14 protein-coding genes are annotated in these 13,952 nt (G+C 33.0%); 4 read left to right on the top strand and 10 right to left on the bottom strand.

Annotated elements, in window-relative coordinates:
- Positions 1 to 4: 4 nt before the first annotated feature.
- From ACKX2A_RS20275 to ACKX2A_RS20305, 7 genes are all read right to left on the bottom strand, one after another.
- On the bottom strand, positions 5 to 1,009 hold the full coding sequence (locus ACKX2A_RS20275; protein ID WP_415326875.1) for a glycosyltransferase family 9 protein: 1,005 nt from the start codon (positions 1,007 to 1,009) through the stop codon (positions 5 to 7).
- Positions 1,010 to 1,229: 220 nt separating this feature from the next.
- Positions 1,230 to 1,925, bottom strand: coding sequence for a lycopene cyclase domain-containing protein (locus ACKX2A_RS20280; RefSeq protein WP_415326876.1), 696 nt, complete (start codon positions 1,923 to 1,925; stop codon positions 1,230 to 1,232).
- Positions 1,926 to 2,384, bottom strand: a complete 459-nt coding sequence (locus ACKX2A_RS20285) for a beta-carotene hydroxylase (RefSeq protein ID WP_415326877.1) — start codon at positions 2,382 to 2,384, stop codon at positions 1,926 to 1,928.
- A gap of 18 nt (positions 2,385 to 2,402) precedes the next feature.
- Positions 2,403 to 3,239 (bottom strand): phytoene/squalene synthase family protein, encoded by an 837-nt coding sequence (locus tag ACKX2A_RS20290; RefSeq protein ID WP_415326879.1) that lies wholly within the window; start codon positions 3,237 to 3,239, stop codon positions 2,403 to 2,405.
- 5 nt (positions 3,240 to 3,244) lie between these two features.
- Complete coding sequence (locus ACKX2A_RS20295) at positions 3,245 to 4,711, bottom strand: phytoene desaturase family protein (protein ID WP_415326880.1); 1,467 nt, start codon at positions 4,709 to 4,711, stop codon at positions 3,245 to 3,247.
- Position 4,712: 1 nt separating this feature from the next.
- Positions 4,713 to 5,381 (bottom strand): MarR family winged helix-turn-helix transcriptional regulator, encoded by a 669-nt coding sequence (locus ACKX2A_RS20300; protein WP_415326882.1) that lies wholly within the window; start codon positions 5,379 to 5,381, stop codon positions 4,713 to 4,715.
- A 229-nt stretch (positions 5,382 to 5,610) separates the two neighbouring features.
- On the bottom strand, positions 5,611 to 6,456 hold the full coding sequence (locus ACKX2A_RS20305) for a transporter (protein WP_415326884.1): 846 nt from the start codon (positions 6,454 to 6,456) through the stop codon (positions 5,611 to 5,613).
- Positions 6,457 to 6,610: 154 nt separating this feature from the next.
- Here ACKX2A_RS20305 and ACKX2A_RS20310 point away from each other — a divergent pair, with 154 nt between their 5' ends.
- Positions 6,611 to 6,796, top strand: coding sequence for a hypothetical protein (locus tag ACKX2A_RS20310; RefSeq protein WP_415326885.1), 186 nt, complete (start codon positions 6,611 to 6,613; stop codon positions 6,794 to 6,796).
- Between the two features lie 127 nt (positions 6,797 to 6,923).
- Here ACKX2A_RS20310 and ACKX2A_RS20315 read toward each other — a convergent pair whose 3' ends face one another.
- From ACKX2A_RS20315 to ACKX2A_RS20325, 3 genes are all read right to left on the bottom strand, one after another.
- On the bottom strand, positions 6,924 to 8,060 hold the full coding sequence (locus ACKX2A_RS20315; RefSeq protein WP_415326886.1) for a serine hydrolase domain-containing protein: 1,137 nt from the start codon (positions 8,058 to 8,060) through the stop codon (positions 6,924 to 6,926).
- A 26-nt stretch (positions 8,061 to 8,086) separates the two neighbouring features.
- Positions 8,087 to 8,428: a nuclear transport factor 2 family protein gene (locus tag ACKX2A_RS20320; RefSeq protein WP_415326888.1), complete on the bottom strand. Its 342-nt coding sequence runs from the start codon at positions 8,426 to 8,428 to the stop codon at positions 8,087 to 8,089.
- A gap of 128 nt (positions 8,429 to 8,556) precedes the next feature.
- Positions 8,557 to 9,600, bottom strand: a complete 1,044-nt coding sequence (locus ACKX2A_RS20325; protein ID WP_415326890.1) for an NAD(P)-dependent alcohol dehydrogenase — start codon at positions 9,598 to 9,600, stop codon at positions 8,557 to 8,559.
- 197 nt (positions 9,601 to 9,797) lie between these two features.
- On the opposite strand from ACKX2A_RS20325, the gene ACKX2A_RS20330 reads away from it, so the two are divergent.
- The 3 genes from ACKX2A_RS20330 to ACKX2A_RS20340 all read left to right on the top strand — a co-directional run bounded on the left by ACKX2A_RS20330 (position 9,798) and on the right by ACKX2A_RS20340 (position 13,941).
- A complete protein-coding gene (locus ACKX2A_RS20330; protein ID WP_415326891.1) occupies positions 9,798 to 10,760 on the top strand; it encodes a YihY/virulence factor BrkB family protein in 963 nt (320 codons plus the stop codon).
- Positions 10,761 to 11,078: 318 nt separating this feature from the next.
- Positions 11,079 to 12,026, top strand: coding sequence for an alpha/beta fold hydrolase (locus tag ACKX2A_RS20335; protein ID WP_415326893.1), 948 nt, complete (start codon positions 11,079 to 11,081; stop codon positions 12,024 to 12,026).
- 301 nt (positions 12,027 to 12,327) lie between these two features.
- Positions 12,328 to 13,941: a helix-turn-helix domain-containing protein gene (locus ACKX2A_RS20340; RefSeq protein ID WP_415326895.1), complete on the top strand. Its 1,614-nt coding sequence runs from the start codon at positions 12,328 to 12,330 to the stop codon at positions 13,939 to 13,941.
- Positions 13,942 to 13,952 lie beyond the last annotated feature (11 nt).

Genomic DNA, 13,952 nt, shown 5'->3' on the forward strand with positions numbered 1-13,952 from the left:
TAAATTAAATTTGGATCATGGTTTCTTGTAATAAACTCATAATGTTTTCGTTGTCTGTTTGATTGGTGTTTACGGAAAAGCTTTTGCCATTGTAAGGTTTATATACATTTTCGTCCGTCACGGAGAACAAGCCAACCGTAGGTGTTCCGGAAGCGCTTGCTAAGTGCATTACGCCGTTGTCTGCAGCGATAAATAGTGTAGAATTTGCTATGAAAGACCCCATTTCACGAATATCTGTGCTGTAGAAATGTGGTATGGTGAAATTTAATTTCGAGATATTTTCAACAGGTAAAAGTTCTACAATATTGTGATCGGGAAATGTTTGTTTTAGATGATTGTAAAATACGATCCACCATTCCTCAGAGTAACATTTATCTCCTGTAGCGTTGGTGAATAGGCAAATGGTAGGTTTGTTGTTTTGGGTAAGATTAAAGAGTTTTTTTCTGCCGGATGTTATTTCATCTTCACTCAATTTAATATTTAGATCAGGAAGTTTGCTTTGATTTTCAGATATTCCAAGCCTTGATAAATATTGCCTTAAATTATAAATGCTGTTTTTGGCAGAGTGATGATAATCAGGGATTTGTTTCAGATGTTCTTCTTCAAACTCACCAAATAGTTTGTAGGTTGAATTTGCAAAAAGAGTCGACAATCTACCGGACGAAGATCCAAAACTTGCATTGATTACGAGATCATATTTTCTGGTTTTCAACATAGTCCAGCCTTTCAGATATTTGAAAATATTGCTAAAAGGTTTTTTGGGAAGTTGGATGATCTTGCCAATATTGCTGTAGTTCTGATAAATACTGGGAGTGATACCTCCTTTTACAAACAGATCTATTTTACTGTCCGGAAAAGTATTGATGACTTCCTGTACCAGCGGACTCAGTAAAAGCAAGTTTCCTAGCCGATGATTGGGTCTGGATATTAGTATTTTTTTTATAGTAATCCCTTTATTAGGGGCTATATCTGCATTTGATTTTCCAATATTCTTAGTGAGACGCCTCATTACGGATCTTCTCACTGCGTTTATTTGTTTAGGAACTTTCATAGGGGAGGATGGGTTTTAAACAAAAGCTGCAATTTAGATTAAAATTATATTATAAAAGCATAATTCGAATTAAATTTTAATCATAAATTTTTATTTCAACAATAGAAATTAAGTATTGAAATAATACAATATTTTGTTACTATAACGCAATTCTTGATATTTTATATTTCAGAATATGTTATAAACCTGGTTCTGTTTTCTTAAGTCTTTGAAACAAATAAATATTCCAAAGAATAAGCTCATAACCATAAACCGTATCTTCTATCGGGATGGTGAAAATTCTAAAACCGATAATGTGGTCAGGATTGTAATTAACAATCGGAGATTCCAAACCTGTACCTGTTAAAACGCCATTAACCATTAAAAAACCGGGCATCAATAATAAATAAACAAAAGAAGCCTTGCCGATCCATCTGGATTTTAATATAAAATACAGGATAAACAAAGTAATCGCCGTGGAAAGAAATGTTACAAAAGGATATATTTTTTCATGGAAATAAAGCCCGATAACCAATGATGAAATAATACTTATAATGACAAAAATCTTTTCTGGCAGAGGCTTCCAGTCAAGCTTAAAAAATTTATCTAGACAGAAATAGGTAAAAATACACGCAAAAGGAATACAGAAGAAAAACAGAATTTCCTCTACAGGAAGATTAAATATTCTGATTCCTAATAAATATTTATCATTAAACCACCAGACTCCTGTTTTCGTAAACCAAATATCCCAGGCAATAAAAAATACCGCAACAATAAAAGACGCACCTATAAATGCTCCAAAATGTCTGTTGAATTTTATCTTATGATGAAATGAAAAAATAAAACAGATAATGATGGTAAAAAAATCAATTAGCAGATACGTATACGGAAGCATTTATTTTTTATTTTGATTAAAAAACATTTTAAAATATTTCACCGGAACCCACAGAAATCCAAAACATTCTCCGTCTTGCTTTCCGGTATGTTTGTGATGTTGTTTATGCGCTCGTCTGATCGCCAAAAGATAGGGATTTTGGGTATTTCGAAGAAATTTAATTCTCTGATGAATAAATATATCATGAACAAAAAAATACGCCATTCCGTACAATGCAATTCCCACAGCTACATAAAACCAGTGATTAAAATTCTGAATCGTTCCGTAATACATTAAAATAATGGTAGGAACTGCGAAAATGACGAAAAAATAATCGTTTTTTTCCATATGCCCTTCATTGCTGTGATCGTGATGATCTTTATGAAGAACCCATAAAAAGCCATGCATGATATATTTATGAATCAGCCAGGTGAGTCCTTCCATGATGAAAAATGTTGCCGCTACAATGAGAAAATTCATGATCAGAAATTTAAATTTTTATAAAAATGATGTTTTATATTGCACATAGCAGCTCATCATTAAAGAAAGTTTTGCTCCATTTGAAATTCTTATCCTTTCATTCATAATGGTTTTTGCAGATCTTTTTTTAATTTTTCTGAAAAGAGAAACGTAATAACGATACGCCAAATATACTCCGAAACGAGATGTCGGCGGCAGTTTCTTTATACCTTCCAGAGCTTCATTAAACTCATTCTCAATATCTTTTTCAATGGAATGCTTAATGTCATTATCAAAACGTGAAATATCCAAATCCGGAAAATAACATCTTCCTAAAATATCGTGATCATCCTTCAGATCCCGTAAGAAATTCACTTTCTGAAAAGCAGATCCCAATTTCATGGCAAAAGGCTTCAATCTTTCATATTCTTCCTCATCTCCGTTTACAAAAACCTGAAGGCACATCAGTCCTACAACTTCTGCAGATCCTAAAATATATTCTTGGTATAATTCCGAATTATATTCAATTTTTTCCAAATCCATTTCCATACTTTTCAGGAATTGATCTATCAGTTTTTCATCAATACGGTAATCGTGAACCGTTTGCTGAAACGACTGAAAAATAGGGTTTAATGATATTTTTTCATCCAGAGCAATCCAGGTATCATCTCGGAATCTTCTCAGAAGTTTTTCTTTGTCATATCCATGAAAGCTGTCAACAATTTCGTCGGCAAGGCGGACATAACCGTAAATAGCGTAAATAGCATTTCTGATATCTGGAGAAAGCGCCAAAATCCCTAAAGAAAAGCTGGTGCTGTATTTTTTCGTAGTTTCTTTACTTACTGTATAGGAAAGTTCGTCGAATAGTTTTTTCATAGTATCTAATTTTTGGTGGATTCTTGTGCAGCTATTTTTCCTGAAATAATAGATGGTGGAACTCCTGGTCCGGGAACGGTTAGCTGTCCCGTGTACAGGAGATTCTTTATTTTTTTATTTCTGATGGAAGGCTTCAGAACTGCAGTTTGTGAAAGTGTGTTGGCAAGACCGTATGCATTACCCTGATACGCATTATAATCATTCTGAAAATCTTTTACACAATAGCTTTTTTTATAATCGATTTTAGATAAAAGGTCAATTTCTCCTGTATGTTTTTCAATTCTTGAAATCATTTCGTAGAAATATTTTTCGCGCATTTCTTCAGAATCATCAATTCCCGGAGCTACGGGCATCAGTAAAAAAAGATTTTCGCAGTTTTCCGGAGCTACATTCGGATCTGTTTTTGAAGGGCAGCAGGCATAAAATAATGGTTTAGTAGGCCATTTTTTATCTGTATAAATTTCATGGGTATGAAGTTCGAGATCGTTTTCAAAAAACAAGGTATGGTGTTTTAAATTCGGAATTTTAGCATTAAAACCAAGGTAATAAATAAGACATGATGGGGCAAAAGTTCTCTTTTCCCAATAATTTTCATCATAATTTCTAAATTCTTCAGGCAAAAGAGTTTCCGTGTGATGATAATCTGATGAAGCAATGATGTTATCGAATTGATGTTCTTGATTATTAATGATTAAAGATGAAGCTTTTCCTCTTTCAATCGTTATTTTTTCAACATTCGAATTACGATTAATTGTCACTCCCAATTCCAGGGCAACTTGCTTCATTGCATCAATGATTTTTGAAAATCCACCCATCGGATACCATGTTCCCAATTTATATCCGCCATAATTCATGAGGCTGTAAAGCGCAGGAATATCTTTAGGTGCGGCTCCGAGAAATATCACAGGAAATTCCATGAGCATGATCAATTTGGGATCTTTAAAATATTTTCTGACAAAACGTTTAAAATTAGTAAGCAAATCCAGCTTCAATGCACTTTTTGCAATTTTAGGAGATACAAATTCAAACCAAGAGTGGCAGGGCTTGTTGACAAAATCTTTCATCCCGACTTCATACTTATATTGAGCATCTTCCATGAACTCATCAAGTTTTTTTGCTGCTCCTGCTTCTGTTTCTTCGAATAGTTTTCTCATATCCTCGTATTCATGAGGAATCTGCATTACACTATCAGAAAAAACCATTTCAAATTGAGGATTTAATGGAATTAACGAATAAAAATCAGATGTTTTTTTTCCAAAATCATTAAAGAAAGCTTCGATAATATCGGGCATCCAGTACCAGCTTGGTCCCATATCAAAAGTATATCCGTTTGATGTTTTAAAATGCCTTGCTCTGCCTCCGATTTCAGCATTTTTTTCAAAAAGATGAACTTCATGACCGTCTTTTGCCGCATAAGCAGCAGCCGATAATCCTGAAAAGCCGGATCCTATTATCGCAATTTTCTTTTTCATATTAATTTTTAAATGAATATTCTTCGAATACCGTCTTAATGAGATCCTTGCTCTTGATATTTCTGGAAAATATAGGATAATGGAAGCGGTCGAGCTTGTTTAAAATTCTGATGAGTTCCATTTTTTCATTGAATGTTAAATTTCCAACAACGATTTCTGTTGCTTTTCTTATTTTAATCATTTGTTGTTCTAAAGTCTTTAGACCTTCGTCAGAAATTTGAATGATTTTATTGCGTTTATCGCTTTCAGATTCATATTGTTCAATCCAGCCATTTTTTAAAAGTCTTGTGATAATCAACATTCCAACAGGCTTGTCTTGAATGTTTTTCTTAATCAATTCCATTTTAGACATACTGCCGAAAGCTTTTAAATTGATGAGATAAATAAAATCTTCCTGAGTTGCAAATTCTGAGTCTGCAATGGCCGATTTAGAATATGTTTTGGCGTATTTATTAAGATGCAAGAGTAGAGTACTTATAGCACTTTCGGGGCTTCTACCGTTTTCTTTACCTTCCCAGTAAGGTTCTTCATCATTGTTTTGATGACGAAATTCTTTATCACTAATCCATTTTTTGAAACCGCTAATATCATTCGTATAACTCAATAATAGATTTTCTGTTTCAAATTCTTCCAGGAGTTCGATAACGTCTTTTGTGATTTTATAACTCATGATTATTATATAAATGAACTAAAATTGTTTTAAAATAGTTTATAAATAAATCAATATCATTTTTTATGCCAAAGAATAAAATTCATTAATATTTTATTTTTGGTTAAAAAATACATGATAGATGAGAAAAGTTTTCCTTTAATAAATTTGAAAACTTAGAATAAAGAAATTAATGTTAATTGATCATGAAAAAAGAGAGCTAAAAACTCTCTTTTTTATTTAAATAGTTCTAATATCGATAAGAAGCTCCCACAAAATAATGTTTTTCAGCTGAATGTTGCAAACCATAATTAACTCCTGCATCGAGTTTAAGATCCTTAATGACTTCCATCTGAAGAGCTGCGTTAATGTAATTAGAAAATTGATGCGCTTTAAAATCATAGGTATAATAAGTCTCGGCAATAGCATCTAAATTTTTAACCAATGAATGGCTTAGAGTAAGAGTTTGCAAAAGTTCCGTATGTAATGCATGCTGATCTTTATCTTTCAGTCTGTCTACTTCCACCTGAAATCCTAAGTTCCATTCACCGGGTAATTTGTATTGCATTGGTACAATAAGTCCTCCTTCCCACATACTTTCGTCATCATATTTTGAGGTCGGGAATTTTACATAAGGTAATATAGCAAGCGCAAAATTTCCATGATCATTGCCTATTATATTCTGTTTCACCCTAAAGCTCACATCGCCAATACCTTCTGAAATTGTTTTTTTGCCTGTAGATAAATCTGTTTCTTTTTGTCTGCCGTACGTCTGAAAATTTATCTGAATTGCTGTAGAACCTGTAAGACCTATTTTCAGATTTCCCTGATTAATAAGGAGGGTTGAAGTGTTTGTTGATTCAGATGTTTCCCTGATATTTCTTACAATATCAGTTTCGTATTGAAAATGTCCAGCATCTACAGTGTATGGAGATTCGGTAACATCCGGACGATCCGTTTCCATTTCCCGCATCATGGTCTTGGGAACTGGATTGAAGATGGAAAATTTTTTATCTTGTTTTTGTTGCCCTTTAAAATTAAATGGAATAAAAAAAGCAGCAAGTGCGAAGTTTAAAATGTAATTCTTATGATTCATCGTTTTTTTAAGAAAACAATACAAAATGTGTACAAAAAACTTACAAAATTAAAAGTGTGGTACATTTTTAAGAAAAATAAACTGTAATAATGTACTTTAAAAATTAGCATCATATTTGATTATGTTTGATCACACCCTTAAATAATATATTATTATGAATGTAAAAAGAATATTCGGAACTGTACTTACAATTCTCGGAATTGGAGGTCTTATTTATGTTGGTAATGGTCTTATCAATAAAGGAATCGGAAATACATCGCTTATCGTTGTAGGAATAATAGGATTGTTATTCTTTTTTTCTGGCATAAGTCTTATAAAGAATACAAAGGATGAGAGCTAATGATAATTTTTGAATACAAAGTTTATTCAATTTAAAAAGTTTAAACATAAAAAGCCTCTCAGATTCTGAGAGGCATAATTTATTTATAAGTAAAAAATATGTGGAAATTTTTCTATTAAATTCGATACTATATTTTACAAAGCTCATCAACAAAAAGTCTTACCTGCAACGGTCTCATCTTTTTATCGACTTCCAGTTTATTATAAAGACCTGTTTTTACGATAACCATTTTTTTCTCAGGAATCATAATGATAAACTGCCCTAAAAAACCATAGAAAAATCTGTATTTAAATTTGTTTTCGTCATCTGCCCAGATTGTATAGCAGAAAGCATCGTTGTCTTTTGTCGTGGTAAGCATTTTTTTGCAATATTCTTTGTTTATGAGCTGTTTTCCTTTCCACATTCCTTCCTGCATGATGAGCTGTCCGATTTTTGCAAAGTCACGAGGTGTTGAGTGTATACAACAAAAAGCTTTTTCCATACCTTTTTCATCGGTGCTCCATTTTGCGGGAAACTCCATTCCGAGCGGGACCCAAAGTTTTTCTGACAGATAGGTTGCCAATTCCTTACCCGTTGCTTTTTTTAAGGCAAGACCAAGCAATTGCGCCGCTACACTTTGATATTCGTATTTTTCTCCCGGCATTTCTTTAATCTGGATATTAAAAGCTTGCTCGGCAAGATCGTCTATAAAATATTGTTTCGAATTTTCTGCAAAAGGATGATGATATTCTTCTTTCCAATCCATTCCGGCTTGCATAGTCATTAAATGTTTAAAAGTTAAATATTTACCATAAGGACTTTCTTTATAAAATGGAAAAACCGAAGAAATAAGTTGATTTTCAGAAGTAATATAGCCATCATCAATCGCACAACCAACTAAAATGGAAAGAATACCCTTTGCCATTGAAAAAGAATTCATAAGTGAAGAAGCATCATGGTTTTTCCAATATTGTTCATGCAAAAGTTTTCCGTCTCGAATGATAAGCAGAGAAGATGCGCGAGTTTTCTGAAGTTCTTTTAAAACTTTTTGCGAAAGGGTTTTGGTATTATAATTTTCATCTTTTATCCACGGCTCGGGTTGAAAATTGGGAATTGGATGAGAAGGAAATTTTTCTTCATCATCTGTTGAAGGAGTTATTGGTCCTTTTTTTAAATTTATTCCAATAGCTTTAAAAATATATCCGTACCCTGAAATGCAGATTGCAACTGTGACCGCTGAAGCCCCAATGATGAATGCAGAGAAAAATTTCTTTGTATTATTCATTAAAATCAATTTAATATTTGGTTCAATTATTTTTCAATCACAAAAGCCTTCAATGATGCCATTTTTCCATCTTTGAATTTCCATACATCACAGTAATCATATTCTATCCATTCATCATTTTCATTTAATAAACTTATTGAACCAATGGAGGTTAGGTAATCATCTTGGGCAATCATATTTTCAATGTCAAACTTTGGAGGCTGCTTATATGTTTCTTTCATATAAAGACGTATGGCTTCTTTTCCCTTAAGTGTTTTGTCTCCAACAAATATCCATTGTATATCTTCTGTGCAGTAACTAAGAAAAGTTTCATGATCTCCTTTCGAGACAGCTTCATTTGCTTTTTGTAAGATTTTTTTATGATCCATGGTTTTGAGTTTAAATATTTAACTTTTAAAATGAATTCAAAGCGTATGCCGTTACTTTTAAGGATTAAAAAAGCCGGTAATTTCTTACCGGCTTTTTTGTTATTCTTATAAATTATTTATAGAAATTATTATTTTAAAGTTTTGCTATCAATCACAAATCGATATCTTACATCGCCTTTAAGCATTCTTTCGTAAGCATTGGAGATATTTTTGATATCAATAAGTTCAATATCAGATACAATATTGTTTTCTGCACAAAAATCCAGCATTTCCTGAGTTTCTTTAATTCCGCCAATTCCAGATCCAGCCACACTTTTCCGTCCTCCTAAAAGTGGAAATATCCCCAATTCCATTGGTTTAGAAGGTGCTCCGACGCATATATGAACACCGTCTGTTTTTAATAATGAAATATAAAGATTCATATCGTGTGGAGCAGAAACGGTATCCAGAATAAAATCAAAAGAACCTTGAACGGCTTTTAATTGTTCAGGATCACTGGTTACAACGAAATGATGTGCACCCAATTGTTTGGCATTTTCTTCTTTTGAAGGGGAAGTACTTAGTACAGTAACATCAGCTCCGAAGGCAACTCCGAATTTTACCGCCATATGTCCTAATCCACCCAATCCTAAAACCGCCAGTTTATGACCTTTGCCAACTTTCCAATGACGAAGAGGTGAATAAGTTGTAATACCTGCACACAACAATGGAGCAGTCGCAGCTAAATCTAATTTTTCGGAGATATGCAGTACAAATTCTTCTCTTACAACTATTGTATCGGAATATCCTCCATAAGTTGGATTTCCACTGCGATCAAGATTATTATAAGTCTGCGTATTTCCTTCCAGGCAATATTGTTCTAAATCATGTTTGCAGTTTTTGCATTCCTGGCAAGAATCAACCATACAACCAACACCTGCAAGTTCACCAACTTTGAAGTTTTTTACATGGTCGCCAACTTTTACGATTTTACCAACAATTTCATGTCCCGGAACCATTGGAAAGATCCCTGGAAACCAATCGTTTTTTATTTGGTGCAGATCCGAATGGCATACCCCGCAATACATAATTTCTATTTGTACATCGTGAGCGCCAACTTCTCTTCTTTCAAAATCCCAGGAAGCTAAATCAGAATTAGAATCTTGGGCAGCGTAGCCTTTTGCTTTAATCATATTGATAATATTTGTTTATCCAAATGTAATAAGTCTCTATAGAATTCTTTGTATCCGTATTACTTTTTTTTGTAGTTAAAATGAAGAATAATGCCTGCTAACATTGAATTAATTTTAAAAATTAGGTATGGATTTTGAATCTCTTTCTTTATAATCATTGATTCTAATTGATTTTTTACACACCCAAAATAAATAATATGAAAAAACTTAAAAACTTTTTTGAAATATTCAAAGACACATATAAAGACTGGAGTGCCCGAGATCTTGGTACAGAAGCAGCCAGTATTGCTTACAACGCAATTTTTTCAATTCCCGGTCTTTTAATTATTGTAATATGGGTTACAGGATTTTTCTTTGGCGAAGAGGCTGTACGTGGCGAGATAACAAAGTTTATTGGCAATATGATGGGAAAAGATGTCGGAAAAAGCCTTGAAGAGATGATCGTTGGAGGTATGGTGGATAAGAAAAATATTGTCATGAAAATTATCGGACTTATTACTCTTGTTTTTGGGGCAACATCACTCTTTTTCCAGTTTCAGAAATCTTTGAATAAGCTTTGGGACGTTGTTGCAGCGCCTAAAAAAGCTTGGGAAAAGTATCTTCTCGACCGCGCAAACTCTTTGGGAATGATCATCGTTATAGCATTCTTGATGCTGATTACGTTACTTCTAAGTTCTTTCATTGGACTTGCTAATGATTGGATTATCCGTCGATTTGGTCTGGAAACCCTTGTTTTTGTGAATGTTATTAATATTGTTGTAGGTTTTTTAGTAACTTTATTTCTTTTCGCAGCAATGTTCAAAATTTTGCCTGATGTACAATTGCAATGGAAATCTGTCTGGGTTGGTGCGGCTGTTACAGCAGCACTTTTTACTCTCGGAAAATATATACTGACCTTCTATTTTAATACTTTTAATCCCAGTTCGGCATTTGGAACGGCTGGAACGGTTATTTTACTTCTTCTTTGGATCAATTATACATGTCAGATTATCTTTTTTGGAGCTGAGTTTACCAAAGTTTATGCAAAAAAAATGGGACATAAACTTCTACCTTCGAAGCATGCAAAATGGAATCCCCAGATTATTGCAGCAGATGAGTCTGAAAAGGTGACAGTTGGAGTAGAATCTCCAAATAAGACATCCAGTGATTCTTCCATCTGATTTTTGAATTGGCTTGAATTTAAATATTTGTAAATCATCAATTAAAATAATATTCGAAACTAAACTTAAAGTTTAATTGAAGATATTTTCAAAAGATTAGGTAAGATAAAATATTATTAATAATTCGTGTTTATCGGCTTAAAAGGCTTTATATCATTTTATGTAAAATTGTTTTTATTTCACGAAATTTAATTTACGCACTTCATCTTCTCGAATGTCTATTTTAATCTTTAAAATGTCTATTTAACGCATTTTTCAAGTGACTGGCTTGTTTTCACGCTGTAAGTTTGCACCATAATCTTACAAAAATAAACTACAATGAAAACATTTAGAAAAATCTCAGTTACAGGTGCTTTATGTCTTACACTTTTTTCAACATTTGCAATGTCTTGCACTAGCGAAAACGATGTTACCATTACTCAGGAAGCTCCGGCACCCACGCATCAAAATGCTAAAACTCAATATGTAAATGTGAAAGGGGCGACATTTGCGTATCGTGTTATCGGAAGAGAAAGCGGAATTCCTATCGTTTTATTTCCCGGATTGGGTGGTTCGATGGACGATTGGGATCCCGCTGTGATCGATGGATTGGCTCAGAAAAATAAGGTCATTATTTTTGACAATAAAGGTGTTGCAGCATCAACAGGAACAACACCGAGCGATATTCAATCGATGGCAAATGATGCAATAGATTTTATGGAAGCTCTACATTTAACGAAAGTAAATATCATGGGCTTTTCGATGGGAGGGTTTATTGCTCAGAGAGTTGCTTTAACGAAACCTGCATTAATCAACAAAATAATTTTAACAGGAACAGGCCCAAAAGGAGCAATCGGTTTGTCGAATTTACCAAATATTGTGGCAAGTACAGCAGGATTAAGTCCTGAAGAATCTTTCCTAAAATTCGGATTTACAACATCTACACAAAGTATTGCAGAAGGAAAAGCGGCTTATGCAAGAATTCAGCTTCGTACCACAGACAGAGATCTTACGTTGAGCGATGCGACTTCGGGAGCACAATTTACAGCTGTTTTGGCTTGGGCACAACCTGATGCGAATGCACTTGAGGAAGTTAAAAATATCAAGAAACCGGTGCTTATCGTACATGGAGAAAATGATCTTCCGGTATCGGTTCAGAATGCGCATAATATGTCTCAAAATTTAGAAAATTCAGAATTATTGATTTTTCCGGATTCAGGACACGCGTCTTTCTTCCAAAATCATGATGCATTTGTTGCAAAAGCGATTCAGTTTTTGAATAAGTAAATTTTGTTTTTTAATTAATCCTTGACCTTGATGTTCAGACATTGAGGTCTTTTTTATGGAAATCAGTTTAATAATAAAACGTAATAATTAATAAATCAATGGTAAATATTAGAAGAAGTCCATTATATTTGTGGTATGTAGTTAAGTAGAGATTTAATAAAAAGTGAAAATTAATTAAAAATTTTATTTAACTGAAGTTCAATATTTTGTTGCATAAACTGTTGACATAATTTCTGAATTAATTTTAAAAATATTCCCTAAAATTTATAAAACAATTCATCAATTTAAACCGAGAAGCTACATGACCAAACATTTCTACCTTCTATTAATTCTGATTTTCGGAATTTCCTGTTCCAGTACTGAAGAAAAACAAAAAAAAGCCGAGGAAAGTTTTCAAAAAAAAGAAATTGCTATGCTCGATTATCTTGAATTTTCCGGAAATCCTAAATTGATTATTAAAACAGCAAATGAATCTAAGCAATTAGCCAAAAAAATTCATTATGATTATGGAATATTCAAATGTAATATGTCATTGATCTATGCCTTTAATGCTACAGGTAAATATAAAGAAGCCACTTTAGTTGGTAAAGAAAATGACGAACTGGCAAAAAAAATAAAGGTAGATTACATTGTTTGTCTTAATTATACCAATGTAGCCAATGCTTACTCGTATATGGGATTACTGGATGAAGCGGAAAATTACCTGAATAAAGCATTGAAATATAATGATAAACTGGAAAATAATAATGATAAATACTATTCTTTAGGCGTAATTTACAGTGGTTTTGCTTATATTGAAACAATGAAAGGGGAGTCGTCCCCCAATCTTAAGAAGGTTGAACAATGTTACTTGAAACAACTACATGCTCTTCAAAAAGTAAATGACAACGATAAAAAAATAGCGCAAAAGAAGAATGCACAATTGTCTATGCTTTATCTTAATTTGGGTTCCGCGTACGATCAAATGCAAAAAGACGATGAAGCCTTGAAATATTTTCATAAATCTCTCTATATATGTAAAAAATATCAGTTTACAAATACAACTCCTCTTTTTGCAAATACTTCAATAGCGTTGCTTTTTGATGACCAAAAGAAATATGATAGCAGTATGATATATGCTCAAAAGGCTATTGTTCTGGAAAAAACAAGCCATTCACCGGAAGTGAGAAGAGACCTTTATCAGGTACTGCACAAAGCCAGCTTGGCAAAAGGCGATCAGAAAAACTCAGAGAAATATACGAATCTTTATATGAAGCTGAATGACAGCTTAATAAATGTGGAGAAAAGAGCCATTAATACACCTGTTAAAAATATTATTAAAGCAAAAGAAGAAGATCACAAAAGCAATTTAATGACGATTCTTACGATTATTGGAAGTGCAATTCTAATATTATCTGCAATCGTTTTCTTTCTATGGCGAAGAAATCAGAAAATTCAGCATGCAAAATATGAGAAAGTTATCAATCAATTGAAACAGGAAGAAAAACGGAATATTTCTGAGGGAATGAATATACAAGAAGTTTATACAGATAAAAGTCTTAACATTCATGATGATACAGTAAATTCAATTCTCCAAAAACTCAATAAATTTGAAAATTCGGAACGATTTCTTAAAAAAGATAAAACCCTTACTTCATTGGCCAATTCGTTGGATACCAATCCAAGATACCTTTCGGAGATCATCAAACAATACAAAGGAAAAAATTTCAACAATTATCTCAACGGACTTAGAATTCATCACATCACACAGCTTCTGTATAAAGAACCGATCTACAGAGAATATAAAATTACATATCTCGCAGAACATTGTGGTTTTGCGTCGCGCGAAGTATTTGCGATTGCTTTCAAAAAAGAAACAGGTGTTACGCCATCTTATTTTATCAATCAGTTGAGAAGTGAAGAAGCCTTAAGTTAATTCAATTAAAA

The sequence above is a fragment of the Chryseobacterium sp. MMS23-Vi53 genome (genome assembly GCF_047651245.1).
Taxonomy (GTDB): Bacteria; Bacteroidota; Bacteroidia; order Flavobacteriales; family Weeksellaceae; genus Chryseobacterium.

Excerpts from the sequence above, each read along its gene's own strand:
- ACKX2A_RS20275 (WP_415326875.1), bottom strand. The coding sequence starts at position 1,009 with ATGAGGCGTCTCACTAAGAATATTGGAAAATCAAATGCAGATATAGCC.
- ACKX2A_RS20280 (WP_415326876.1), bottom strand. The coding sequence starts at position 1,925 with ATGCTTCCGTATACGTATCTGCTAATTGATTTTTTTACCATCATTATC.
- ACKX2A_RS20285 (WP_415326877.1), bottom strand. The coding sequence starts at position 2,384 with ATGAATTTTCTCATTGTAGCGGCAACATTTTTCATCATGGAAGGACTC.
- ACKX2A_RS20290 (WP_415326879.1), bottom strand. The coding sequence starts at position 3,239 with ATGAAAAAACTATTCGACGAACTTTCCTATACAGTAAGTAAAGAAACT.
- ACKX2A_RS20295 (WP_415326880.1), bottom strand. The coding sequence starts at position 4,711 with ATGAAAAAGAAAATTGCGATAATAGGATCCGGCTTTTCAGGATTATCG.
- ACKX2A_RS20300 (WP_415326882.1), bottom strand. The coding sequence starts at position 5,381 with ATGAGTTATAAAATCACAAAAGACGTTATCGAACTCCTGGAAGAATTT.
- ACKX2A_RS20305 (WP_415326884.1), bottom strand. The coding sequence starts at position 6,456 with ATGAATCATAAGAATTACATTTTAAACTTCGCACTTGCTGCTTTTTTT.
- ACKX2A_RS20310 (WP_415326885.1), top strand. The coding sequence starts at position 6,611 with ATGAATGTAAAAAGAATATTCGGAACTGTACTTACAATTCTCGGAATT.
- ACKX2A_RS20315 (WP_415326886.1), bottom strand. The coding sequence starts at position 8,060 with ATGAATAATACAAAGAAATTTTTCTCTGCATTCATCATTGGGGCTTCA.
- ACKX2A_RS20320 (WP_415326888.1), bottom strand. The coding sequence starts at position 8,428 with ATGGATCATAAAAAAATCTTACAAAAAGCAAATGAAGCTGTCTCGAAA.
- ACKX2A_RS20325 (WP_415326890.1), bottom strand. The coding sequence starts at position 9,600 with ATGATTAAAGCAAAAGGCTACGCTGCCCAAGATTCTAATTCTGATTTA.
- ACKX2A_RS20330 (WP_415326891.1), top strand. The coding sequence starts at position 9,798 with ATGAAAAAACTTAAAAACTTTTTTGAAATATTCAAAGACACATATAAA.
- ACKX2A_RS20335 (WP_415326893.1), top strand. The coding sequence starts at position 11,079 with ATGAAAACATTTAGAAAAATCTCAGTTACAGGTGCTTTATGTCTTACA.
- ACKX2A_RS20340 (WP_415326895.1), top strand. The coding sequence starts at position 12,328 with ATGACCAAACATTTCTACCTTCTATTAATTCTGATTTTCGGAATTTCC.